This window comes from Novosphingobium nitrogenifigens DSM 19370 (genome assembly GCF_000192575.1).
GTDB classification, from domain to species: domain Bacteria; phylum Pseudomonadota; class Alphaproteobacteria; order Sphingomonadales; family Sphingomonadaceae; genus Novosphingobium; species Novosphingobium nitrogenifigens.
This window is the reverse complement of record NZ_GL876931.1, coordinates 321545-344482: the sequence shown is the minus strand read 5'-3', so window position 1 is coordinate 344482 and position 22938 is coordinate 321545. Positions and strand designations below refer to the sequence as shown.

20 protein-coding genes, 1 tRNA gene and 1 other RNA gene are annotated in these 22938 nt (G+C 65.1%); 9 read left to right on the top strand and 13 right to left on the bottom strand.

Going from position 1 to position 22938, the window contains the following annotated elements; translation table 11 throughout:
- Positions 1 to 157: 157 nt before the first annotated feature.
- The 3 genes from Y88_RS18780 to Y88_RS09515 all read right to left on the bottom strand — a co-directional run bounded on the left by Y88_RS18780 (position 158) and on the right by Y88_RS09515 (position 2477).
- On the bottom strand, positions 158 to 724 hold the full coding sequence (locus Y88_RS18780; protein WP_018075986.1) for a BRO-N domain-containing protein: 567 nt from the start codon (positions 722 to 724) through the stop codon (positions 158 to 160).
- A complete protein-coding gene (locus Y88_RS09520) occupies positions 681 to 2231 on the bottom strand; it encodes a phage integrase SAM-like domain-containing protein (RefSeq protein WP_232280999.1) in 1551 nt (516 codons plus the stop codon). The genes Y88_RS18780 and Y88_RS09520 overlap by 44 nt, the downstream gene beginning before the upstream one ends.
- Before the next feature lie 160 nt (positions 2232 to 2391).
- A tRNA-Tyr gene (locus Y88_RS09515) sits at positions 2392 to 2477 on the bottom strand.
- Positions 2478 to 2661: 184 nt separating this feature from the next.
- Between Y88_RS09515 and rlmB the strand changes: the two genes are divergently transcribed.
- Positions 2662 to 3576, top strand: coding sequence for a 23S rRNA (guanosine(2251)-2'-O)-methyltransferase RlmB (rlmB, locus tag Y88_RS09510; RefSeq protein WP_008068159.1), 915 nt, complete (start codon positions 2662 to 2664; stop codon positions 3574 to 3576).
- A 191-nt stretch (positions 3577 to 3767) separates the two neighbouring features.
- Here rlmB and Y88_RS09505 read toward each other — a convergent pair whose 3' ends face one another.
- The 5 genes from Y88_RS09505 to Y88_RS09485 form a co-directional block, all read right to left on the bottom strand.
- Positions 3768 to 4040, bottom strand: a complete 273-nt coding sequence (locus Y88_RS09505; RefSeq protein WP_008068157.1) for an HU family DNA-binding protein — start codon at positions 4038 to 4040, stop codon at positions 3768 to 3770.
- 267 nt (positions 4041 to 4307) lie between these two features.
- Positions 4308 to 6713, bottom strand: a complete 2406-nt coding sequence (gene lon, locus Y88_RS09500) for an endopeptidase La (protein ID WP_008068153.1) — start codon at positions 6711 to 6713, stop codon at positions 4308 to 4310.
- Positions 6714 to 6937: 224 nt separating this feature from the next.
- Entirely contained in the window at positions 6938 to 8236 is a 1299-nt protein-coding gene (locus Y88_RS09495) for an MlaA family lipoprotein (protein ID WP_157132622.1), read from the bottom strand.
- 170 nt (positions 8237 to 8406) lie between these two features.
- A complete protein-coding gene (locus Y88_RS09490; protein WP_008068148.1) occupies positions 8407 to 8742 on the bottom strand; it encodes a YbaB/EbfC family nucleoid-associated protein in 336 nt (111 codons plus the stop codon).
- Complete coding sequence (locus Y88_RS09485) at positions 8739 to 10607, bottom strand: DNA polymerase III subunit gamma/tau (protein ID WP_008068146.1); 1869 nt, start codon at positions 10605 to 10607, stop codon at positions 8739 to 8741. Before Y88_RS09485 ends, Y88_RS09490 begins: the two co-directional genes overlap by 4 nt.
- A gap of 89 nt (positions 10608 to 10696) precedes the next feature.
- Here Y88_RS09485 and Y88_RS09480 point away from each other — a divergent pair, with 89 nt between their 5' ends.
- Complete coding sequence (locus tag Y88_RS09480) at positions 10697 to 11239, top strand: DUF4188 domain-containing protein (protein WP_008068144.1); 543 nt, start codon at positions 10697 to 10699, stop codon at positions 11237 to 11239.
- A gap of 43 nt (positions 11240 to 11282) precedes the next feature.
- On the opposite strand, the gene ffs is transcribed toward Y88_RS09480, so the two are convergent.
- From ffs to hrpB, 3 genes are all read right to left on the bottom strand, one after another.
- Positions 11283 to 11377, bottom strand: an RNA gene (gene ffs / locus Y88_RS18935) — signal recognition particle sRNA small type.
- An 80-nt stretch (positions 11378 to 11457) separates the two neighbouring features.
- Positions 11458 to 11736 (bottom strand): ETC complex I subunit, encoded by a 279-nt coding sequence (locus tag Y88_RS09475; protein ID WP_026167030.1) that lies wholly within the window; start codon positions 11734 to 11736, stop codon positions 11458 to 11460.
- A 94-nt stretch (positions 11737 to 11830) separates the two neighbouring features.
- On the bottom strand, positions 11831 to 14317 hold the full coding sequence (gene hrpB, locus Y88_RS09470; RefSeq protein ID WP_008068140.1) for an ATP-dependent helicase HrpB: 2487 nt from the start codon (positions 14315 to 14317) through the stop codon (positions 11831 to 11833).
- Between the two features lie 220 nt (positions 14318 to 14537).
- Between hrpB and Y88_RS09465 the strand changes: the two genes are divergently transcribed.
- On the top strand, positions 14538 to 14738 hold the full coding sequence (locus Y88_RS09465; protein WP_008068139.1) for a hypothetical protein: 201 nt from the start codon (positions 14538 to 14540) through the stop codon (positions 14736 to 14738).
- 13 nt (positions 14739 to 14751) lie between these two features.
- Here the strand turns inward: Y88_RS09465 and Y88_RS09460 are convergent, their stop codons facing one another.
- A complete protein-coding gene (locus Y88_RS09460; protein ID WP_232280998.1) occupies positions 14752 to 15732 on the bottom strand; it encodes a polysaccharide deacetylase family protein in 981 nt (326 codons plus the stop codon).
- 149 nt (positions 15733 to 15881) lie between these two features.
- Here Y88_RS09460 and Y88_RS19390 point away from each other — a divergent pair, with 149 nt between their 5' ends.
- The 4 genes from Y88_RS19390 (at position 15882) to Y88_RS09445 (ending at position 20049) form a co-directional block, all read left to right on the top strand.
- Positions 15882 to 16031: a hypothetical protein gene (locus Y88_RS19390; protein ID WP_008068129.1), complete on the top strand. Its 150-nt coding sequence runs from the start codon at positions 15882 to 15884 to the stop codon at positions 16029 to 16031.
- Between the two features lie 109 nt (positions 16032 to 16140).
- Positions 16141 to 17118, top strand: coding sequence for an SMP-30/gluconolactonase/LRE family protein (locus tag Y88_RS09455; protein ID WP_008068127.1), 978 nt, complete (start codon positions 16141 to 16143; stop codon positions 17116 to 17118).
- A 35-nt stretch (positions 17119 to 17153) separates the two neighbouring features.
- Entirely contained in the window at positions 17154 to 18917 is a 1764-nt protein-coding gene (locus Y88_RS09450; RefSeq protein WP_008068125.1) for a c-type cytochrome, read from the top strand.
- Positions 18918 to 19032: 115 nt separating this feature from the next.
- Positions 19033 to 20049 carry an aldo/keto reductase gene (locus Y88_RS09445; RefSeq protein ID WP_008068124.1) on the top strand — a complete coding sequence of 339 codons (1017 nt, stop codon included), beginning with the start codon at positions 19033 to 19035 and terminating at the stop codon, positions 20047 to 20049.
- Positions 20050 to 20128: 79 nt separating this feature from the next.
- Here Y88_RS09445 and Y88_RS09440 read toward each other — a convergent pair whose 3' ends face one another.
- Positions 20129 to 21142 (bottom strand): polyprenyl synthetase family protein, encoded by a 1014-nt coding sequence (locus tag Y88_RS09440; RefSeq protein WP_008068122.1) that lies wholly within the window; start codon positions 21140 to 21142, stop codon positions 20129 to 20131.
- Between the two features lie 119 nt (positions 21143 to 21261).
- On the opposite strand from Y88_RS09440, the gene Y88_RS09435 reads away from it, so the two are divergent.
- Positions 21262 to 21546: a chorismate mutase gene (locus Y88_RS09435; protein ID WP_008068120.1), complete on the top strand. Its 285-nt coding sequence runs from the start codon at positions 21262 to 21264 to the stop codon at positions 21544 to 21546.
- Between the two features lie 63 nt (positions 21547 to 21609).
- Positions 21610 to 22932: a hypothetical protein gene (locus Y88_RS09430; RefSeq protein ID WP_018075981.1), complete on the top strand. Its 1323-nt coding sequence runs from the start codon at positions 21610 to 21612 to the stop codon at positions 22930 to 22932.
- Positions 22933 to 22938 lie beyond the last annotated feature (6 nt).

Below are 22938 nucleotides of genomic sequence, written 5' to 3'. Positions count from 1 at the left end.
GGCGATAGAGGACAGGCACCCAAGGCAGACCAGCAAGCCCACCGACAGGGAACCTGAAGGTAACTGAAAGTGGGACTTAAAGTTTACCTATAGTGGGACTGACCCGGCCCTCCCTCCTAAAGGTTCTCACTTTTCCAGTCATTGATATTGCTGGCAATTATACACAAGCCACCCCAGCGTCCCGGAAAGGCCCTAGGAAGCCCGTAGAACGCCGATCAAGTCGGCTGGCTACATACCCAGCGGAGAGACTGCATTGGCTCTCAGGGCGAATCTGGCGAGTCCTGACAGGCAAGGCCAGCGCATACTTGCCGGTCTTCCGAATGCTCGGCAGGACTTCCGAAGCGATCCAGTGCTGGAACTCCAGGGCCTCCTTCTTGTCCGACCGCATGATGAGCTTGTAGAGGCCGGACTCCGACAGGAGACCGAGGCGAAAAACGCGAGGGTCTAGCGTCTCGACCAAGCCCTCACACCGAGTGAGGTCTTCCCGTTGGAGCAAGCGGTATTCCTCGTCCGAAAAGAAGCCGCGATTGGCGTAGGTGGCGGGGATGTTGATGGCCATGCCCAAGGCACGGCACACATCGACCGCCACGAACCACGGCTCGTTGTCGATCAGGGCCGTGCGGATGGTGGCGGTGGTGCCGTTGGTGGTGGCGACGACGGGAAGGCCCCACAGATTCCCCTCAGGACTCCCCGGAGCGCACCCCTTGTCCGGCTGGCAGGTCATACCGGGGCAGTTTCTCGACCTGCTCAGAAAGACTCCTGAGAGTCCATGTGCCGTATGCCTCGCCCTCGGTCCTTGGCTTGTGACCGGCGATCCTGTCACGGGCCTCAGCGTCCAATCGTCCCCGGCCAACGGTCTTGAACCTGTGCCGCCATCCATGGTTCGGCTGCACAGCGGGGTCAGTCACTCCGATCTCTCGCACCCATGCGGCCAGCCGCTCCCCTGTCCGCTTATACGCGGGCGGCTGCCCCGGCTTTTCCTCCTTGCGGGGGACATAGAACAACGGCCCTTCCCGGCTCGCCTGCACAAAGGCAACAAAGCCCTGTTCGATCAGGTGAGAATGCAGCGGCACCCAACGGGCCTCCTCGGTCTTCACGCTGCCCGCCTCCGGGGTGATGTGGATGGCCCAGACGCCCTCCCGCTCCACGACATCGCACTTGCGAAGCTGGGTTATCTCACTGACCCGCGCCCCTGTGTAAGCGCAAATCCACGGCACCCAGCGGCGCGCATACTCGGCAGGATGGGGCGGTTGGCTATACGTCACCGAAAGGGCAGCCGACAGGATCAAATGGGCCTCGTCATCGGTCAGGCTGGGGTCTCGCAAGCGGGCCTTCTTGGGCGCGCGCACCTTCACATCAGCCACAGGATTAGACGGCAACCGCCCATTATCGACAGCCGCCTGAAAGACAGCCTTGGCCGCTGCAAGGTAGGCGTTGCGCACGGTGTTCGCGTCCAAGGTCTTCCCGGTGGCCTTACTGGGGACCGTCAGCAGGTGATCCTTGAACCGCACAATGTCCGCCTTGGTGATCCGGCTGGCGTCATCGTGCCCAAGGAAGCGTTCCAGCCTGCCGATATAGCGCCGCCACTGCACAGAGGTCCGCTCCTTGGGCTGACGCTCCCTCACATAGGCGTCGAACAATTCGGTGATGGTCGGCCCCTTCGCCTCCTCTTTGGGGGCCTTAGCAGCGGGCTCCTGCCATGCAGGCAAGGTCCGAGGCAGAGGATCAGGCGACCAATCCCCTTGCGCCCGCTGCACCATCAGGTCGGCAAAGCGCAACCACAGGGACGCCATGTCCTGATGCAGCCTGTCGGTGGCCCCATCGGTCAACCGTAGGCCTTTGCAGGCCAGAAGCGCGACAGCCTCCCGCTTTAGCCAGGGCGAAACCCGCAGCGGCAACCCCTCGGCCTCCTCGGCGGTCAGGTGATAGGTCGCGGCGGTCTCTTCTGGGATCACCTCCTCCTGAGCGATCCTCCACCCTTCGGCATCGCCGGGGTTGGCCTCGTAGCGGGCCTTGAGGTCTTCATACCACAGGCCTGCCAACGCGCGGCATTCGCGCTGCGACAGATCAAGAGCGGGGAGCGTGTCGGCGGGCTTGGCTACAGCGCGCAATGCGGCAATGCGGTTCTCGATCTCGGCCAACCATGCCGCCATCGCGGCCTTGGCCTGCCCCTCGGTCAATCCGGCGTCCCAAGTGCGCTTGGCCTCGCCTTGCCCGTAGGCTTCTCTCACGTCTGCGGGGATAACTTTTCGGGCAGCCCAGCGCCCGGATAAGGAGCGAGTGAGTCGAACCATTCTCAATGCCATTTGGACCGCTCTTTTGGACCTGAGCGGTTCTGAAAGCCTTCGATTTCAGCGATTTCCCCTGCTTTCAAAGCCTTAGGGGAGTCGGTGGTGGACAGGGCTAGATTCGAACTAGCGTACGCTTGCGCGGGCAGATTTACAGTCTGCTGCCTTTAACCACTCGGCCACCTGTCCACACCAGATTTGCCGGTGCCGGCCCCCTTCCGGGAGAGCCTGCGTGCTGCCGCGTTTCTTTCGAAAAGCGGCGTTACCGGCCGAGTGAGGCGCCCCTTTGGCGAAGCAAGGCTTGCCTGTCAATGGGGCTACTGGCACAGGGCGCAGGATTTTTTCACAACTATCCACACGAAAGACATCGCCCATGGCTCCGCCGCATCGCCCGACCGACGACCGTTCCCCGCAAAACCGCGATGGCGGGCGCCGCAAAGGCGCCTTGCGCGGGCGTGAAGGACGAATTCAGAGCGGAGGACGCGGGTCGGGGCGCGGCAGCGGCGGCGCGACCCGGTTGTGGGGTCGTCATGCAGTCGAAGCGGCGCTGACCAATCCGGCACGCACGGCCAAGAAGCTGTGGGGCACGCGCGAGGCGATCCAGGCCATGCTCGACGACCACGAGGCCGAACTGCCCAGCTCCCTGCCGGTCGAATATGCGCAGGCCGCCGACCTTGCCCGCCTCGTCGCCCGCGATGCCCCGCACCAGGGGCTGGTGCTCGATTGCAGCCCGCTCGAAGACATCGCGCTCGATGAAGTTCTCGACGAGGCCGAAGGGCGCACGCTGGTCATCCTCGACCAGGTAACCGACCCGCACAATGTCGGCGCCATCCTGCGCACCTGCGCAGCGTTCGATGTCGCCGCCATGATTACCCAGGACCGCCACGCCCCGCCGGAATCGGGCACCCTTGCCAAGGCGGCGTCGGGCGCTCTGGAAGTCGTTCCCTGGGTCCGGGTGGTCAACCTGTCCCGCGCACTCGAATCGATTGCGGAAGCCGGCTACTGGCGCATCGCTCTTGATGGTGAAGGCAAGGCGGAATTCCCCTCGGCCCTCCCCACGGGGCCGGTCGCTCTCGTTCTGGGTGCCGAAGGCGAAGGGCTGCGGCACAATGTCCTGCAGCATTGCGATTCCGTCGCACGCCTGCCGATCTCGCGCGCGATCGAAAGCCTCAATGTCTCGAACGCTGCCGCCATCGCGCTTTACGCCGTGGCCACGCGCCAGACCGTCGAAGACGACGCGGGTGACGAAAGCTGGTCCGACGAAGCAGGCTGGGTCGACGACGACTGATACGAACCTGCGCATCCGGGGTCCCGCTTCACGGAACGGGCCCCGGGTCGATGCTCGGCGCAGATGGAAACGGGACACAAAAAAGCGCCGGGGGGAAACCCACCCGGCGCTTTTTTCCGAAGGCTCGGCGCTTTTTGTTGCCGGCTCCCCGACGACTGGCTCGTCGAGCCGCCGCCGGTCCTGCCAGCGACTTAGTTGACAGCGTCCTTCAGGCCCTTGCCGGCCTTGAACTTCGGCTGAGCCGAAGCCTTGATCGACATCGGTTCGCCGGTGCGCGGGTTACGGCCGGTCGAGGCCTTGCGCTTGGCAACCGAGAAGGTCCCGAAACCGACCAGACGCACTTCGTCACCCTTCGCGAGCGAGCCGGTGATCGAATCGAACACGGCCTCAACCGCCTTCGTCGCGTCACCCTTCGACAGGCCGCTTGCGTCGGCAACAGCGCTGATCAGATCGTTCTTGTTCATACCGTGAACCCCCTACCTTTACTGCAGGATATGTTGGCGTCGGAATCAATGCGACAGGTCGGCGGACATGAGCGGAGAAGCCCCCGCATGTCAAAGGCTAAAGGGGCTCGATTGCGCCATTTATCCCCGGAATCCGGGCGATTCTGGAGGGGGTGTCAAGCCGCAGGGACAGGACGAAGCTTTTTCGCGTCGGATAACAAATGAAACGAGACCGGCAGCTCGCCCCGGTTGGGGGAGCTGCCGGTCCTGTCAATCGCTTGGTCGCGATCAATGCGCGGTCGGAGGCGTGATTCCCGTCTGGACGGGCGCTACCGGCTGACTGGCGAGGTCGTCCGCCTCGGTCCATTCGATCGGCTCGGGCCGCGAAACGAGCGCCCGGGCCAGCACTTCATCGACATGGGACACCGGAATGATCTCCAGCCCGTTGACGATGTTGGCCGGGATCTCGACCAGATCCTTGCGGTTCTCCTCGGGGATGAGGACGGTCTTGATCCCGCCGCGCAGAGCCGCGAGCAGCTTTTCCTTCAGCCCGCCGATCGCCAGCACGCGACCGCGCAGCGTGACTTCGCCGGTCATCGCCACATCGGCACGCACCGGGATGCCGGTCAGTGTCGACACCATGGCAGTGACCATGCCGATCCCCGCACTCGGGCCATCCTTGGGAACGGCGCCTTCGGGCAAGTGGATGTGCAGGTCCTTGCGCTGGAAGATCGAAGGCTTGATCCCATAGGCCGGGCTGCGCGCCTTGACGAAGCTGAACGCCATCTGGACGCTCTCGCTCATCACTTCGCCCAGCTTGCCGGTGGTCTTCACCGCGCCCTTGCCCGGAACCGTGACGCTTTCGATCGTCAGCAGTTCGCCGCCCACTTCGGTCCAAGCGAGACCGGTGACTGCACCGACCTGGTTCTCTTCGTCCGAAACGCCATGGCGGAATTTCCGGACACCGGCAAAGTCGTCAAGGTTTTCCGGCGTGATCGTGATCGCCTTGTCCTTGCCTTCCAAGATGCGGCGCAGGGACTTGCGCGCCAGCCGGGCGATTTCCCGCTCAAGCGTACGCACACCCGCTTCACGGGTGTAATAGCGGATGAGGTCGCGCAACGCAGGCTGCGTCAGCGTGAACTCATCGACCTTGAGCCCGTGGGCCTCGATCTGCTTGCGGACAAGATGCCGCTCGGCAATCTCGACCTTCTCGTCCTCGGTATAGCCTTCGAGCCGGATGATCTCCATGCGGTCGAGCAGCGGCTGCGGCAGGTTGAGGCTGTTCGCGGTGCACACGAACATGACGTCCGACAGATCGACGTCGAGTTCGAGGTAGTGATCCTGGAACTTCGCGTTCTGTTCGGGGTCGAGCACCTCGAGCAGGGCCGACGCCGGATCGCCACGGAAATCCTGTCCCAGCTTGTCGATTTCGTCGAGCAGGAACAGCGGGTTCATCGTCCCCGACTTGCGCAGATTGGTGACGATCTTGCCCGGCAGCGAGCCGATATAGGTACGCCGGTGACCGCGGATTTCCGCTTCGTCGCGCACGCCGCCCAGCGACTGGCGGATGAACTGCCGCCCGGTCGCCTTGGCGATCGACTTGCCGAGGCTGGTCTTGCCCACGCCCGGAGGGCCGACGAGGCACAGGATCGGCCCCTTCAGCTTGTTCGTGCGCGCCTGAACCGCGAGGTATTCGACGATCCGGTCCTTGACCTTGTCGAGCGCATAGTGATCCGCATCGAGGATCGTCTGCGCCGAGCCGATGTCCTTCTTGAGCTTGCTGCGCTTGCCCCACGGAAGACCGAGCAGGACGTCGAGGTAATTGCGGATGACGGTCGCTTCCGCGCTCATCGGCTGCATGGTCTTGAGCTTCTTCAGCTCGGCCAGCGCCTTGGCCCGTGCGTCCTTCGACAGCTTGAGGCTGTCGATCTTGTCCTGCAGTTCCTGGATCTCGTTGGCATGGCCATCGTCGCCGCCGCCCAGTTCCGACTGGATCGCCTTCAACTGCTCGTTGAGGTAATATTCGCGCTGGGTCTTTTCCATCTGGCGCTTGACCCGGCCACGGATCTTGCGCTCGACCTGAAGCACGCCAAGTTCGCCTTCCATGAAGGAAAGCACCATTTCCAGCCGCTTGAGCGCATCGTTTTCGGACAGCACGGCCTGCTTGTCGGCCACTTTGGCGGCAAGGTTGGCAGCGACCGCATCAGCAAGCTTGCCCGCGTCGTCAATTTCGCCGAGCTGGGCCCCCGCATCCTGGGGCAGCTTCTTCGACAGCTTGGCATATTCGCCGAACTGATCGACGACCGAACGCATCATGGCCGAGATTTCAGGACCGGCCACGACGATGGGTTCGATCGGTTCGACACCGGCGACGAGCATCGCCCCATGCGCGCCGGTTTCGGCGGCGAGGTCGGCAAGGCGCGCGCGCTGGTGCCCTTCGACAAGCACGCGAACGGTGCCGTCGGGCAGCTTGAGCAATTGCAGAACCTTGGCGATGACCCCGGTATCATAGAGGTCGTCGTGATCCGGGTCGTCGATCCCGGGATCGAGCTGGGCGAGCAGGAAGATGTCCTTCGACCCGCCCATGGCAGCTTCAAGCGCGGCCACCGACTTTTCGCGCCCTACGAAGAGGGGCACGACCATGCCGGGGAAGACCACGATATCGCGAAGCGGCAGCAGGGGGTAATGATTCATTTCGGTCAGTATCCTTTCCCCCGCCCGCCTTTTCCGGCGCGACATGACCTGTCGATCCGGATCGAGCCGCAGCGGGGCTCTTCCCAGATATGGGATGACCATCGCGTGCCCGCAATGGCCTTGTCCCCCGACATCGACCGAAATTAGTCAGAAAGGATGTCTTGCCGCCACAGGGCGAGCCCGCACCCGCCCAGGACGGCATCAGGCCTTGCGTTTCTTGGCGATCAGGCCCCGGCGGGAAGCGGCTGTACCACCGGATGCGCGACGAAGACCGGGGGAGGCGGAGCGGGCGGAGAAGCGGGCGGCGTTTCGACCGGCCCGACGGTCGGCCCACTGGGCGCTGCGCCTGCGGCAGGGGGAGCCACGACGGCCGGAGCGGCACCCGCCGGTTCGGGCACGAGTGCGGGCGGTGTCGGCTCAGGGTAGAGCGGATGAGCGAAGGGCGCCATGCCGATCTGCCCGCGCGCCAGCGGCCCGCGCCCGTGCAGCGCCTCGATTTCCTCGAAGCGATTACGGAAATAGAGCTGGCGATAATAGATGTAAGGGTTCTTCGCTTCGCGGACCTTTTCGAGATCCTCGTCGATGCCCACGCGATAGTCGAGCGCCTGCACGATGTTCGCCGGGATGACGAACCAGGGCGTGTTGAAATGGCTGCCCACGGCAAAGGGCACGACCACCTGGTCGAGGATCGAGCCGATGAGGTCGCGAACGCTGGTCGGGCCGATGCCGGGCAGGAACAGGAACGCCCCCGGTCCGATGCCGTAATAACCGAACGTATTGCCCAGCCCGTTGGGACGGTAATGCAGCTTGAACGGCTTGGTCTTGGCGACGTCGAGCAAGCCGCCGACGCCGATCGTCGAATTGAGCCCGAACCGACCGACGGTCTTGAGCGCGCTCAACGGCTTTAGCTGAAGCACGAAGTTGATCGCGTTGACCGGCTCGTTCAGGTTGAAGAAGAAATTGTGCAGGCCGCGACGGATGGGGCTCGGAACCTGCTTGCGATAGCCCTTGGCGATCGGAGCGACGATCGCCTTGTCCACGCTTTCCATGACCCTGTACGTCGTCTGGTTGACGCTCATCAGCGGGTCGATCTTCGACGCGCCGTTCTTGCCGGACACGACGATTTCGTTTTTCCCGCCGGTCTTGGTCGCGGGCGGGGTATTCCCGGGTTGGGCACTCGCAGCCGCAGTCCCAGCCACAGGAGTCGATGCCGTCGGCGTTGCCGGGGTTTGGGCCGCCGCTGCCGATGCACTCCCGTCCTGGGGAGCAGCAGGTGCACTCGTCACCGAAGGTGTTGCGGGTTCGGCTGTGGCGGCATTCGGGGCAGACGCCGTCGGGGCGGCGGCCGGCACGCTCACCTGCGCCGTAGACGCAGCAGTCGGGGTCGCAGGAACGGAAGGCGCAACGGTAGCACCACCGGCCTGGGCAGGCCCCGTCGCGGCCACGGCCGTTTGCTGAACGGTCGCGGCGGGAATCTCGGTACTGACAACGGCTTCGGCTACGACGGCGGGGAAAACGAGCAAGTGAAGTCCTTTCGCAGCGCGTCTCTTCGCGCCATCGGGGCAGCCGACCCGTGAAACCCCCACAGGTCAGCCAAGCCTATGCCATACTGCCGAAAACGTCAAAATCCGTAAAAGGTTCCGGCATTCCGACCACACCCCCAATGCGTCGGAATGCCACCTTTCTCAAACGATCAGAACGGCAACTTGAAGCCGGCCGGAATCCCGGAGGCCATCTGCACTTTCTGCATTTCCTCGGATGCGGCACCATCGGCCTTGCCGCGCGCGTCGTTGAACGCCGCCACGACGAGATCTTCAAGAATGCCCTTTTCCGAAGGCACCAGCAGACTGTCGTCGATCGCGACGCCGATCACGCGCCCCTTGGCCGAAGCCTTGATGCGAACGAGACCGCCACCGGCAACGCCTTCGACTTCGATCCCGTCGAGACGGGACTGGGCGTCCTCCATCTGCTTCTGAATGGTTTCGGCAGCCTTCTGGGCTGCCTGGATCATTTCTTCCATCGACTTCATGCGCGCCTGCTCCAGGGTCTGGCGCCGGACTCAGCATCCGGCTCGTCAATGATCCGCGCTTGCGGAAAGGCTGCCAAAACGGCCTTTACCAGCGGATTTTCCTGCATTGCGGCCTCTTCGGCAGCCACACGCGCAGCGCGGGCTTCCTCGAGACTCGGCCGCCCCTTACCCTCGCTTCGCTCGACTTGCCAGCGTTCCCCGGTCGCAGCCTCGAGTCCGCGGCGAATATCCGGCCCTGGATCACCCGGAACCCCCGGCGCCAGTTCATAGGCGAGATAGCCCGGCGTGAGCCGGACCACCCGGATCGCAAGCCGCATCGTCGACCCGGTAAGGGGCGAAACATGTTCGACCTTTTCAACGAGCGAAACCCATTCCTCGAGCAGGGCTTCCTCGCTGATGCTCGACACCATGGTCGGCGCGGCACGCCCGGCCACCGGTTCTCCCGAAGCCTGCGCGACCGGAGCTGAGGCCGCCTGAACCGCCGCTTCGCGCACCATGGTTTCGAGCTTGCGCACGAGCCCGCCCGGATCGGGCATCTCGGTCGCGTGCATGACCCGCAACAGCGCCATCTGCGCGGCTGCCAGCGGATCGGGCGCGACCCGCACTTCATCGTGCCCCTTGAGCAGCAATTGCCACAGGCGGTGAAGCTGCCCCGCGCTCAATCCCTTGGCCCATTCCTCGAGCGCCATGCGCTCTTCGGCCGCAGGCGCATCGGCAGAGCCGGTCACTTGCGTCAAGGTAACCTTGTGCACGAGGTCGAGCTGTGCCCGCATCAGCGCCAGCGGCTCGATCCCCAGCGCATATTGCCCGGCCACTTCGTCAAGCAGCTTGCGCCCGTCGCCGCCGAGCACGGCCCCGAGCAGGCGACGCTGCATCGACTTGTCAGCAAGGCCCAGCATTTCGCGCACTTGGGCGGCTGTGACGTGCGTGCCCGCTTCGCCGCCACCGGCAAGGTCGGCATGGCTGATCGCCTGATCGAGAATGGAAAGCCCATCGCGCACCGAACCTTCGGCCGCCGCCGCGATCAGGGCGAGCGCCTCGTCGTCGGCCTTTACCCCTTCCTTGTCGCAGATCGAGGCAAAGTGAGCGGCGAGGACCGGCGTCTCGATCCGCTTGAGATCGAACCGCTGGCACCGCGACAGCACCGTCACCGGCAGCTTGTCGACTTCGGTCGTGGCGAACAGGAATTTCACATGCGCCGGCGGCTCTTCCAGCGTCTTGAGCAAGGCGTTGAACGCATTGCGGCTGAGCATGTGAACTTCGTCGATGATGTAGATCTTGTAGCGCGCGGATACGGCGGCATAGCGCACCGCCTCGATGATCTCGCGCACGTCGTCGACGCCCGTATGGCTGGCGGCGTCCATTTCGATGACGTCGATATGCCGCCCTTCGGCAATCGCCCGGCACGGTTCGCACACCCCGCAAGGATCGATCGTCGGGCCGCCCTGCCCATCGGGACCGATGCAATTGAGCGCCTTGGCAATCAGGCGCGCGGTCGAGGTCTTTCCCACCCCGCGAATGCCGGTCATGAGGAACGCATGGGCAAGCCGACCGCGACGGATCGCATTGGCCAGCGTCTGCACCATCGCTTCTTGCCCGATCAACTCGGCGAAAGTCTGCGAGCGGTACTTGCGCGCGAGCACCCGATAGGGCTGCGGCGCGCCCGAGGGCGCCGGGACCACAGGCGCAGCAGCCGGAGACGTTGCCGGAACGGGAGGCGCCGGAGCGGGAGACGTCGGGGCGGGCACGGGCGCGGGTTCCCCGAACATCGCCGCCTGCCCGGCCGCTTCGAGTTCGGCCGCAGTCGGTGATTCGTCGGGGCCCGTCGACGGGTCGCCGAAAATGTCGGTGGAATCAGCCATCATCCCGCTAGCTACCGGTTGCACGCGCGATTGTCGAATGTCCCGAGCCCGCCCTTCCACATATCGCGCACGAGACAGGGGGAGAATCGTTCATGCCGATCATTCAGCCGGGCCGTTTTACCGCCCGCCATGACGGACCGCTGGTCGTGTTCCTGATCGGCATGCGCATCAACCGCTTCATGCAGGTCAGCCAATGGCTGCCCGTCGCCCGCGCGATGGGGCCGATGATCGATGAACTGACCCGTGATCCCGACAGCGGGTTCCTGGGCGCCGAAAACCTGTTCCAGCCCTGGCGCACGGTCCTGTTGGCGCAATACTGGCGCGATTTCGACAGCCTCGAACGCTATGCCCGCGCCGCCGACAAGCATCACCTGCCCGCATGGCACGCGTTCAATCAGGCAAGCAGGCAGAACGACAGCGTCGGGATTTTCCACGAGACCTATCTCGTCCCGCGCCGGGGTCTCGAAACGATCTATGCCAACATGCCCAAGTTCGGATTGGGCAAAGTTGCCGGAACCGTCCCCGTTACCGAACGCCGCGAGACCGCGCGATCGCGGATGACCGGGATCAAGCCCGATGCAAAGCCCGACACCCGGGGCAACGGCGCCGTCGATGAAAAGGAAGAAGGGGTCTGAAAAGCACGAAGCCCACCCGGCCTGAGGCACTGGGTGGGCTATCGAAAAAGGAGCCGGGCGACCCGCCGCAACTCGTTGTGGCTGCTTCCTTCCGGACCTGACCAGGTTGGCGAACGCAAACGTCCACCCGACTCCCGGTCCGGCCTATGGCCACCCTTTCCGCGAATTGCAAGCCGGGAAAAGAATAACCCGGCAAAAACAGATCGCAAAAACAGATCTCAGCGGAAGTTGTCGGCGTAGCTCTGCAGCTTGAGGCGGCGCGGCGGAGTCGGGGTGATGTGTACCTCGATACCATAGCGGTCGGCATAGGCGCGGGCCTCTGCCTCGCTGCCAAAGCGCAACACGACCTGCTGCTGGGTATCACCCGAACCGGCCCAGCCGGTCAGGGGATCGGGCTTCTTCGCCTCCGCCGGAGCGAATTCGAGCAGCCAGTCATTCATCCGGGCCTTGCCGGACTGCAGGGCGTTTTTCGGGCGTTGATAGATGCGTGCAGGCATGGGCATCCGCTTGCATCCGAATCATGGGTGAAATCAAGTCCAACTTTGCCGCGATAGCGAAAGGTCGGGCGCGAAAGACGGGCCAGAGCCCGTTTCACTTCCCCTTCTGCGCCTCGAACGCATTGCGGGTCTTGAGACTGGGGTCCTCGGTCCAGGGCGTGTCGGGCCAGCGATGCCTGGGATACCGCCCCTTCATGTCCTTGACCACGTCGCGCCAGGACCCACGCCAGAAACCGGGCAAATCGGCCGTAGTCTGGATCGGACGCCCGCCCGGCGACGTCAGGGACAAGAGCAGCGGGCGCGGCGGCTGACCGATGGTCGGATGACGGTCGAGCCCGAACAGAGCCTGCACCCGCAGTTCGACCGTCGGCCCGCCGTCATGATCGTAATCGATCGGATGGCTCGTTCCGGCGGGCGAGCGGAACTGCGCCGGAGCCAGCCGGTCGAGTTCCTGCCGCTCGTTCCAGTCGAGTCGATCGAGCAAGGCCTCATGCAACCGCCCCGCCGCGACGTCGAGATCACGCCGCCCTTTCAGCAAAGGCGCCAGCCATTCGTCGGCGACCTCGATCAACAGGGCCGGATCGAGCGCGGCAAGCCCCGCATAGCGCGCACGCGACAGCAGCGCCCGACTTGCCGTGCCCAGCGGCAACAGATCAAATCCTCCCTCGCGCACAGCCGCGATCAGCCGGGCGACCACCGCCGCATTGTCGGGCGAAGGGTCGGGCACACGGGCCAGCACGATCGATCCCAGCCGCCGTTCGCGGCGCGCCTCGACGCGCCGTTCGCTCGCATTCCAGTCGAGCGTGAGCCGATCCTCGATCCGATGCGGCAGAAACTGCTGGATGTCGGCTTCATCGAGCGCAAGTGCAGCCGTGATCCGCGCGCCGCGCGCTTCCCCTTGCGCATCGCCGATGACCAGCCAGCGCGCGGTCGCGAGCGGAGAAGCCGGGTCGAGCCGATAACCGCGCCCGCCCGAGGCCAACCAGTCTTCGCCGCTCGCCGCGCGGGCCCGGGCGATCCGGTCGGGAAACGCTTCGGCCAGAAAGACGCCGGGCGGCATCTCGGCCCCGTCGTCGTGACCCGCGACCGCCAGCCGCAACGCCGCCCCGGCCCAGCGCCCGGCCAACTGGCGCGCCGCCCCGGCCCGGCCCGAACGGTCGCCGTTCCAGCTGTCGAGCCGTCGCGCGAGATCCTCGCTGCGCCCGCCAAGGCCGCGTTCCTGCAAAAGCAGAGCAAGGCGCGCCGCCGTTTCAGCCGCGTCCCGGCCATGACCGGCGGCAAACAGCAGCATGTGGGCAAGCGCGGGCTCCATCGGCATGCGCGCCATCGCCCGGCCATGCGCAGTGATCCGCCCTTCCCCGTCAAGCGCACCGAGCGCGGCGAGAGTTGCTCGCGCCGAAGCCAGAGCCGGCGCAGGAGGTGGATCGAGCCAGGCCAGCGCCCCGGCGTCAGCCGCGCCCCACTGAGCCAGAGTCAAGGCAAGCGGGGCAAGATCCTGCGTCAGGATTTCGGGCGGATCGAAAGCGGGACGCCCGGCATGGGCAGCCTCTTCCCACAGACGATAGGCGACGCCCGGCCCCTGTCGCGCGGCACGTCCGGCGCGCTGCGCCGCCGAAGCCTGACTGGCGCGCGTGGTAACAAGCCGCGTCACCCCTGCCACTTTGTCGAATTCGGCATGGCGCGACAGGCCCGCATCGACCACCACCGACACGCCGTCGAGCGTGAGCGAGGTTTCGGCGATGCTGGTCGCGAGCACGATCCGGCGGCGTCCTTCGCGATCCCGGCGAATCGCGGCGCGCTGCCCGGCCGGTTCGACTTGCCCGTGCAGGGGCAGCACCAGCGCATGCGGCAGGCGTTCCCCCAAAAGGTCGGCAACACGCTCGATCTGGCGAACGCCGGGAAGGAACGCGAGAATATCGCCGCTCGTTTCGCCCCATGCGCGCTGGATCGCCGAGGCGGTCTGGGCCTCGACTGTCAGATCGGGACGCGAGCCGAGCCAGCGCAGTTCGAGCGGATGGGCACGCCCCTCGCTTTCGACCAGCGCGGGCTCCTGCCCCGCCTTTTCGAACAGGGCGGCAAAGCGCGCGCCGTCGAGCGTTGCAGACATGACGACAAGGCGCAGATCGGGACGCAGCACCGATTGCGCCTCGATCGCGAGAGCAAGGCCGAGATCGGCGTCGAGATGCCGTTCGTGCGCTTCGTCGAACAGGACGGCCGAAACGCCTTCCAGTTCGGGATCGCCCAGAACGGTGGCCACGAAAATGGCCTCGGTCATAACCAGAATGCGCGTCGAAGCGGACCGACGACTGTCGAGGCGGGTGACATAGCCGACCGTCTCGCCTGCCTGTTCGCCAAGAAGTTCGGCCATGCGTTCGGCCGCCGCGCGGGCGGCGACGCGCCGGGGCGAGAGCACGATCACCGAACCCTCGCACCAGTCACGCTCGATCAGGGCTGGCGCAACCGCGGTGGTCTTGCCCGCCCCCGGCGGCGCGATCAGGACGGCCGCAGGCGTGCGGTCGAGCGCGGCCACCAGCTCGGGAAGAACGGCATGGATCGGAAGGTCAAGGAAAGGATCGCTCACCCGATCCCCATAGCGGGCCCCGCCCCGGCTGGCGAGGCACAGCAAAGGCCCCGCGTTCGCCCCCGGATCGGACCAAAGAATGCATTATCCTACCCGGAAGGCTGGATTTACTCTCCTTGACGCCATGGTATCGTTGCGGCCCAGGCGGGAAGACTCGCGCTCGCCAGATCCGGTCTCAAACACGTGACCCGGTATCAAACACGTGACAAGGTGCGCTGCCATGTTTCTCGACTTGCGCAACGAATGGCCGTCTGTCCCGCCGAACCGGCCCGAACCGCGACGCCCCCGTCTGAACAAGACCGGGCAGCGCGTGGTCGGGCTGGTACTGGCCTACAACATCCTCTTCCTGCTGATCGCGCCGATCGCGGGAAGTTCGGTGATCGTGGCAGGAATCGCCTTCTTCTCCGCCATGTTCCGCTGAGGGGATCGGGCGATCAGCGGTTGTCGAGCTTGTTGTATTCCTCGCTGATCGGCTTGGGCACTTCCTCGTACTCGTTCCACGGCAGATCCTTGTGGAGCGCCAGCGACCAGCGTTCGAGCCACTCGATCCCGTCCTTGCCCTGATAGCCGTCGGGCGTCTTGTAGGCGGGGTCGCGCATGGCCTTGTCCAATGCGACCGGCTTCATGTTCTGTCGCTTGAAGATCGCGGCAAGACCATCGAGGCTGTCGGCATTGAGACGGGTATCGTGGAGCAGCATGACATAGGAAATGTCGCGCCCGAACAGGACGCGCGCGCCCTTGCGATACCAGCCGATGGTCCGTTCGGTATAGGCGAGGTAGACGTTGCGGATGCGTTCGGCCTGCGCCTTGTTCCCGGTCATCACCGCTTCGTCATAGGGTTCTGCGAATTCCCAGTCGTCACAGTCGATCGTGACCGGCGCGATGCGATAGCCATGCGCCGTCAGCCAGGCGTCGATCCGATCCTTGACGGCCGCAGGGCTGCCGGTTTCGAGATAGGGATGGCGGAACCATTGCAGGCGGCGATGCGCCTTTTCCATCATCGGACGGATCACCCGCTCACCCCGAGCGATGTCGGCGATATAGCCTTCGGCCCCGAGGGCATTGGGCGAACCGTGGGAAAAGGTGTGGTTGCCCAGATCGTGCCCGGCCTTGATCCAGCGTTCAAGATTGGCGATCTGCCGCTCGCGCACAATCTCGTCGAGCTTGCCCTCGTTGACGAAACCGATCGCCGGGAAATGGTAGTGATGCAGCCGCTCCAGCAGCTTTTCATTGGTTTCGTCGACATAGCCTTGCTCGGGCTTCAGCACGATGCCCGGCAGATCGTCGAACGTCAGCGCGACCGACGCGCGAGGTGCCTTGGGCGCCCCGGCATGGGCCGAAACGGGAGCAAAAGCGGCAAGAACAACCGCTGCGGTCCCTGCCGCCAAGGCCTTGATCCGGAAACGCGAAGACAAGCGAGGAAAGCGCACCTTGAAATTTTGCACGATTGATCCCGACAGATGGAACGACAATTTCTCCTCGTTCGTTATAACCAGTTGAAAGCGTCGTGTGCATCAACCGAGAGTATGATGCCGACAAAATCTTGAGGGAAAGTCGCTCCGGTTTGAAAACGGCGATTACCATCATTGCCGAACTCATCCGCTCGCTGATCCTGAGCGGGCTGGCTGCGGCCGCCGTCATGCTCGGTCTGGCGGCGGTTTCGGCGACGACCGGCTATTGCCTGTGGCGGCTGTGGCAAAAGACCCGGCGCTGAAAAGCCCTGCCCTCGTCCCCTCATATACCCTTGATAAGCGTCCACTTGGCAAACCCCGCGCGATCCTGTTGAGTGGCGCGGCAATCGCGTTGCGAATGGATGCCTTCCCATGATGCCCCGTTCCATCCTCTCCGGCCTGCTTGTCGGCGCCGCCCTTGTGCCGGGCGCGTCCGCATTTGCCGACACCCCCCGGCCCGATGTCCCTCACGCCATCGACCTGCCGGGCGATCGCCTTCATCCCGAAAGCGTCTCGATCCTGCCCGGCGGCACGGCCTATGTCGGCAGCATGACCGGCGGCGTCCTGCGGGTCCGTTTGGCCGACGGGCATGTCGACCACTTCATCGCGCCGGGCCAATACGGCAGCGGCGCCCTGTTCGGCGTGCTTGCCGATCCCCGCCATCATCTGTTGTGGACCTGCACCAACAGCTTTCCCGCCCCGGCCACCCATGTCGAAGGGGCCGATCCGGGCCACTGGCTCAAGGCGTTCGACCTCAAGACCGGCAAAGGCCGCATCAGCCTTGCCCTGCCCGGCGAAGCGCCGGTCTGCAACGACATCGCACTCGGGCCCGACGGCGCGATCTATGTGACCGACACCGGACAACCGCATGTCCTGCGCTGGAAACCGGGGGCAAAGGCGCTCGAAATCTGGGCACAGGACCCGATTTTCGAATCCGCCACCCCGCGCAAGGGCGGGCTCGACGGCATTGCCTTTGGTTCGGATGGCGCGCTCTATCTTACCAATGTGCGCGACGGGTCGCTTTACCGCGTCACCCGGAACGCGGACGGCAGCGCCGGGGCCGTGGTGCACCTCGCGCCGGACCGTCCGCTCAAATCCCCCGACGGCATGCGCGCCTTTCACGGCATGACGTTCCTTCTGGCCGAAGGCGCAGGCCGGATCGACCGGCTGATCGTTTCGGGCACCGATGTCCATGTCGAACCCCTGGCCGAAGGGATCAAGGAACCGACCGGGGTCGACAGCCTGGGGCAACAGGGCTGGTACGTCCAGGGACAGCTTTCCGGCCTGTTTTCTCCCGACAAGGCGCCTCCGGTGCAATTGCCGTTCCGGCTCGTGCCAGTTCCCCGCTGAACGCCCCCCTTTTTTCGACCCGACGAGACCCGATCATGTCCAGGACCACGACCGCCGCCATCGTTCTTGCCGCACTCGGCGGGTTTGCGCTTGTCGCAGGCGTAAAAGCGCCGAGCCCGGCCGGGGCCGCCACCCCTGCGCCTGCGCCTGCGCCCCTCGTACCCGACACCTGCAACCCGCCAGAAACCGGGATCACTCTCCCCCCCGGATTTTGCGCGACGGTTTTTGCCGACAATCTCGGCCATACCCGCCACATGGCGATCGCGGCGGACGGCACCGTTTACGTCAACAGCTGGTCGGGCCGCTATTACCGCAATTTTCCGCCGGTGACCGGAGCCTTCCTCGTCGCGCTCAAGGACAGCGACGGCGACGGCCATGCCGACCAGATCCTGCGCTTTGGCCCCACCACCGGACAGGGCAATGCCGGGGGTGACGGCATCGCCCTGTGGCGGGGTGGGCTCTATGTCGAAACCAACGACAGCATCGTTCGCTATCCGGTCGCGCCCGGACGGCTCGAACCCACCGGCCCCGCTGAAGTCGTCGTGAAAGGCATGCCGCTCGACGGCAATCACCCGATGCATCCCTTTGCCATCGATGCCCAAGGCAATCTGTTCGTCAACATGGGCTCTCCTTCGAACACCTGCCAGGAACAGGATCGCCAGCCGCTGTCCAAAGGCATCGATCCCTGCCTGCAACTGGCTACCCATGCCGGGATCTGGAAATACCGCGCCGACGCTCGCGAACAGCCGTTCTCGGCCGCCGAACGCTGGGCCACCGGCATCCGCAACACCGGCGGGATCACTTTCGATGCAGCCGGGCGGATCTATGCAGTCCAGCACGGTCGCGATCAACTGAGCCAGAACTGGCCCGCACTCTATACAACCGAACAGGGGGTCGAACTTCCCGCCGAGGAACTGATCGCCCCGGCCGCAGGCGACGATTTCGGCTGGCCCGCCTGTTACTACGACGCCCCCAAGGGCAAACTGGTGCTCGCCCCGGAATATGGCGGCAACGGCGGCAAGGCCGTCGGGCGCTGCGCCGGAAAGAAAGGCCCCGTCGCCGCTTTCCCGGCGCACTGGGCCCCGAACGATGTCCTCGCCTGGCATCCCTCTGCCACAAGTGCCGGGTTCCCGGGCGCCTATGACAACGGCGTCTTCATTGCCTTTCACGGATCGTGGAACCGCGCGCCCGCGCCCCAAGCCGGGTATCAGGTCGTGTTCCAGCCCTTGCGCAACGGGGCCAAGGCGGGACCGTGGATCCGCTTTGCCGACGGTTTTGCCGGTGCAACCCGCGAACCGGGCCGCGCCGCCCATCGTCCTGCCGGTCTTGCGCAGGGCCCCGACGGCGCGCTCTATATCGCCGATGACGTGCGCGGCACGATCTGGCGCGTGACCTATCGCGGATCGCCCGACGCTCCGCTGGCACCCGCTCCCGAGGCCACCCCAACCCCGGTCGTTGCCGCGCCGGTCGCCCGTGCCGCGCCTCTTCCCGACGGCGCGAATGCTGCCGATGTCGACACCGGCCGCCGCATCTTTCTGGGCGAACTCAAAGGCGGCACCTGCAGCGGTTGCCACGGGTCTGATGGACGCGGCAGCTCGGCAGGCCCCGCTCTTGTCGGCCCCACCTGGCTCTGGGCCGACGGGACTCCGGCCTCGTTTGCCAAGGTGATCCGCAATGGCGTGCCCCAGCCCAAAAATGCCGGCGGCCCGATGCCTGCCCGGGGCGGCGCCGACCTCACCGACGAGGACATCCGCAAAGTCGCCGCCTATGTCTGGACACTGGGCCATCCGGCCCGGTGACATGCGCGCCTGAACCACCATCCCTTGACCCTCTGCCCGATCGTCGGGCAGATCGGTTGCACGCTGCCACCTTGATCCCGTTTTATGCAGCGTTTTCATCAATGGAGTTATCCTGATGCAACATCGACGCCTCGGCACGTCGGCCATTGTCGTGTCCGACATCTGCATGGGCACCATGACCTTCGGTAGCCAGACCGGCGAAGCCGAAGCACTGCGCATTCTCGACCGCTGTTTCGAGGCCGGGATCAATTTCTATGACACCGCCGAAATGTACCCCGTGCCGCCCGATGCAAAATGGGTCGGACGGACCGAGGAAATCGTGGGCAAGTGGCTCAAGACGAAGCCGCGTGACGGCGTCATTCTGGCAACCAAGGTGGCCGGCCCCAGCCACGTGTGGTTCCGCGCGCCCAAGCGCAGCGGGCTGACCGCGCTCGACCGTCGCAACATCACCGTTGCGGTCGAGGAAAGCCTGCGCAAGCTCGGCACCGATTACATCGACCTTTACCAGACCCACTGGCCCGACCACGACACGTCGTATGAAGAGACCATGGAAGTGCTCGACGAACTCGTGCGCGCAGGCAAAGTGCGGATCACCGGGTGCTCGAACGAGACCTCGTGGGGCCTGATGAAGTCGATTGCCGCCTCGGAAAAGCTGGGCGTCGGCCGCTATCAGACGATCCAGAACAATTTCAGCCTCAACAACCGCCGCTTCGAAGACGAACTGGCGCAAGTCTGCCGCAAGGAAGGGGTCAGCCTGATCCCCTATTCACCGATCGCAGGCGGGGTTCTGGCGTGCAAGTACAGCAACGGTGCCCGCCCCGAAGGCGCCCGGTTCACCCATTACCTCGGACTGGGAGGACGCCAGACGGCCATGGCCCAGCGCTTCGTCAACGACAGGTCGGTCGCTTCGGCCGAACGCTTTGCCGCCATCGCTGCCGAATACGGCATCGATCCGGTCACGTTCGCGGTCGCCTGGTCGAAACAGCATGACTTCGTCGCCTCGACCATCGTCGGGGTCAGCGGCGAAGGACAGCTCGACCCGATTCTGGCTGCCGCCGATCTGGTCCTGCCCCAGACGGCCCTCGACGCCGTCAACGCGGTCAGCCACGATATCCTCTATCCGATGGGCTGAGACGTCTTCTTTGGAAAACCTTTGCGCCGCGCGGACGAACCGCGCGGCGCAAATGTTCCCGTCAACGGTTGGGAAAGAATCAGAAGCGGCGGGCTACGGCGAATTCGGCCGCTTCGATCATCGCCGACTTTGCCGCCGACGCGGGGAAAGACGCAATCGCGTCGATCGCGCGCTGCGCATAATGGCGGGCCCGTTCGCGCGTCGCCAGAACCGCATCGTGCTTGCGGATAAGTTCGATGGCATGGGCCAGATCGGCCTCGCCGTTGCGTTCGCCCGCGATCGCGCGGCGCCAGAATTCGCGCTCCTCGGCATTTCCGCGCGCATAGGCGAGAATCACCGGCAGGGTCATCTTGCCCTCGCGGAAATCGTCACCCTTGTCCTTGCCCATCACGTCCGCGTCCGAATCATAGTCGATCGCGTCGTCGGCAAGCTGGAACGCCGTGCCGAGGTGGCGGCCATAGGCGTCGAGCGCGAGTTCCTCGTCCTCGGGACGCTCGGCAACGACCGCCGCGATGCGACAGGCCGCCGCGAAAAGCGCCGCCGTCTTGCCGTTGATGATGGCAAGATAGCGTTCCTCGCTGGTCTCGATTTCGCGCTGGGCGATCAATTGATCGACTTCGCCCTCGGTAATGATTGCCGAGGCATTCGACAGAATGCGCAGGACCTTGATCGATCCGTCCTCGACCATCAGCTCGAAGCTGCGGCTGAACAGGAAGTCCCCGACAAGAACCGTCGCGGGATTGCCGTAGATGATATTCGCCGCTTTCTTCCCCCGGCGCATGTCCGAGCCATCGACGACATCGTCATGCAGCAAGGTCGCGGTGTGAATAAATTCGACTGCGGCTGCCAGCTTGTAATGGCGACTGCCGCCGTACCCGACAAGTTCGGCCCCGGCGAGCGTCAGCATCGGCCGCATCCGTTTGCCGCCACCGGCAATCAGGTGGCCCGCCAGCGCGGGAATCAGCGGAATGCGCGACTGCATCCGGTCAAGGATCACCGCGTTTACGCTGTTCATGCCGTCGGCGACCAGCGCCAGAAGCGGTTGGAGCGAGGGTTCGGCCCGGCGGGGCAGCGAATGGATCGAGGCAGTCATCGCCCGACCGCTTGGCGTGTGGGTCGCCGCTTGGCAAGTCGCAAGTTGCGCGGGTAAGGCGTAACCCGACCATTTGGGCAGCCCAATTCGCATGGGCCATGGCAACAAGGAACCTCGGGATGAGCGAAGATCCGGTGCTGGCGGGCTACCGCCAGAGCATCGACAACATTGATGCGGCAATGATTCACATCCTCGCCGAACGTTTTCGCATCACCCAGGCGGTCGGCGCCTACAAGGCCGAACACGCCCTCCCCCCCAGCGACCCCGGTCGCGAGGAACGACAGATCGCGCGCCTGCGCCGTCTGGCCGAAGAAGCCCGGCTCGATCCGGAATTTTCGGAAAAGTTCCTGCGCTTCATCATTCAGGAAGTGATCCGCCATCACGAGAATGCCCAGAAACGGTAATGTTCGACCGCTAGCGGCCCGGAAGCGCCCGGCTCATGCCGGTTGCGCCTCCGGGCTGGAACGATGAACGACAACCGACAGCATACCCCTGCGCCCCTCCGCTTCGCACCGCGCGGTGCCGCCGCACTTGCGGTGATGATCGGTCTGGCGGCGATGTTTTTTCCCGGTCTTTCCACCCCGGCCCGGGCGCAGGACGATGCCCCGCTGCCGATGGCGTCGCTCGTGACCGGGGCCGTGTCGGACGATGCCCGAACCCTTTTCTGCCATACCGGCGCTGCGGCACTCGACGAACAGGGTTCGACGCTGCCCGATCCGGCGCAACGCGCGGCCGCCGTCGATACCGCCTGGCGGATGCGACAACGCCTGTCGCGCCTGCCTGCCCGATTCGCGCATCCGGCCCCCGGGACCATCGACAAGGACGCCGCGCGGATCATCAATCAGGTTCTGGCCGATCACGTCCGCGCCGAGCCGGCGATCGAACCACATGTGCTGATCGTGCGCGAGCTGGGCGAACTCGGCAAGGCCTGCGCCGGATGGCTCGATCATCGCCGGCTCGCGCCTCTGGCACCGGCCGAACGGGACGATCATGCCCCGGACATTGTCCGGCTCGGCTACGCCGAGTTCCGGCTGAGCGGACGACGCGCCGCCGATATCTTCGGCTCGACCCCGGCGGCAGTGCTTGCCCGCACCCTTTGCGCTCCGGCCGGACACGATGCGGCGACACTCTCCCGCGAAATTGCCGCCTTTGTCGCGGCAAATGGCGGGAAAGCCGCGCTCGACCGCAAAGTCGGCCCCGATGACCATGGACAGAGCCTGCTCGGCTGGAGCGTCGCCTGCGCCAATCCGGTCGCGGCCTCAGCCCTGCTCGACGCAGGCGCCGACGCCAATCTCGATCTCGGCCACGGCGACACCGCTGTCGGACGAGCCGCCGCCTTGCGCGATCCTGCCGTTCTCGTGACGCTGCTCGCCCATGGCGGCAAGGCAGAAGGCCATGACGCCCGGCACACTTTTCTCGAAAACGCGTGGCTCGCAGGGCATGCGGGCGGCCATTACGCCGGGTTCGACGCCATGATCGCCGCCGGGGCCGATCCCGATCATCTTGTCGCGGGAATCCCGGCCCTGTGGGACGTGGTCATCGCCGAGCAGGGCTGGCACTGGCTGGCCGAGCACTGGTCGCTGGTCAAGGACGACAAAGTCGCGCTGGCCCTAAGGATCGAGCAGTTTTCGGAAAACACGCTGGTCCCGCCGGACATGATCCCCGACTACCGCGCTGTCTTTGCCCGGCTCAAGACCGATGGAGTCTGCCTGCCGATCAGGCTCGATGTCGAATACAAGACCGACGCGAAAGGGCACCTGATCCAGCCGGACTGCCCCACCCATCCTTGATTGCCC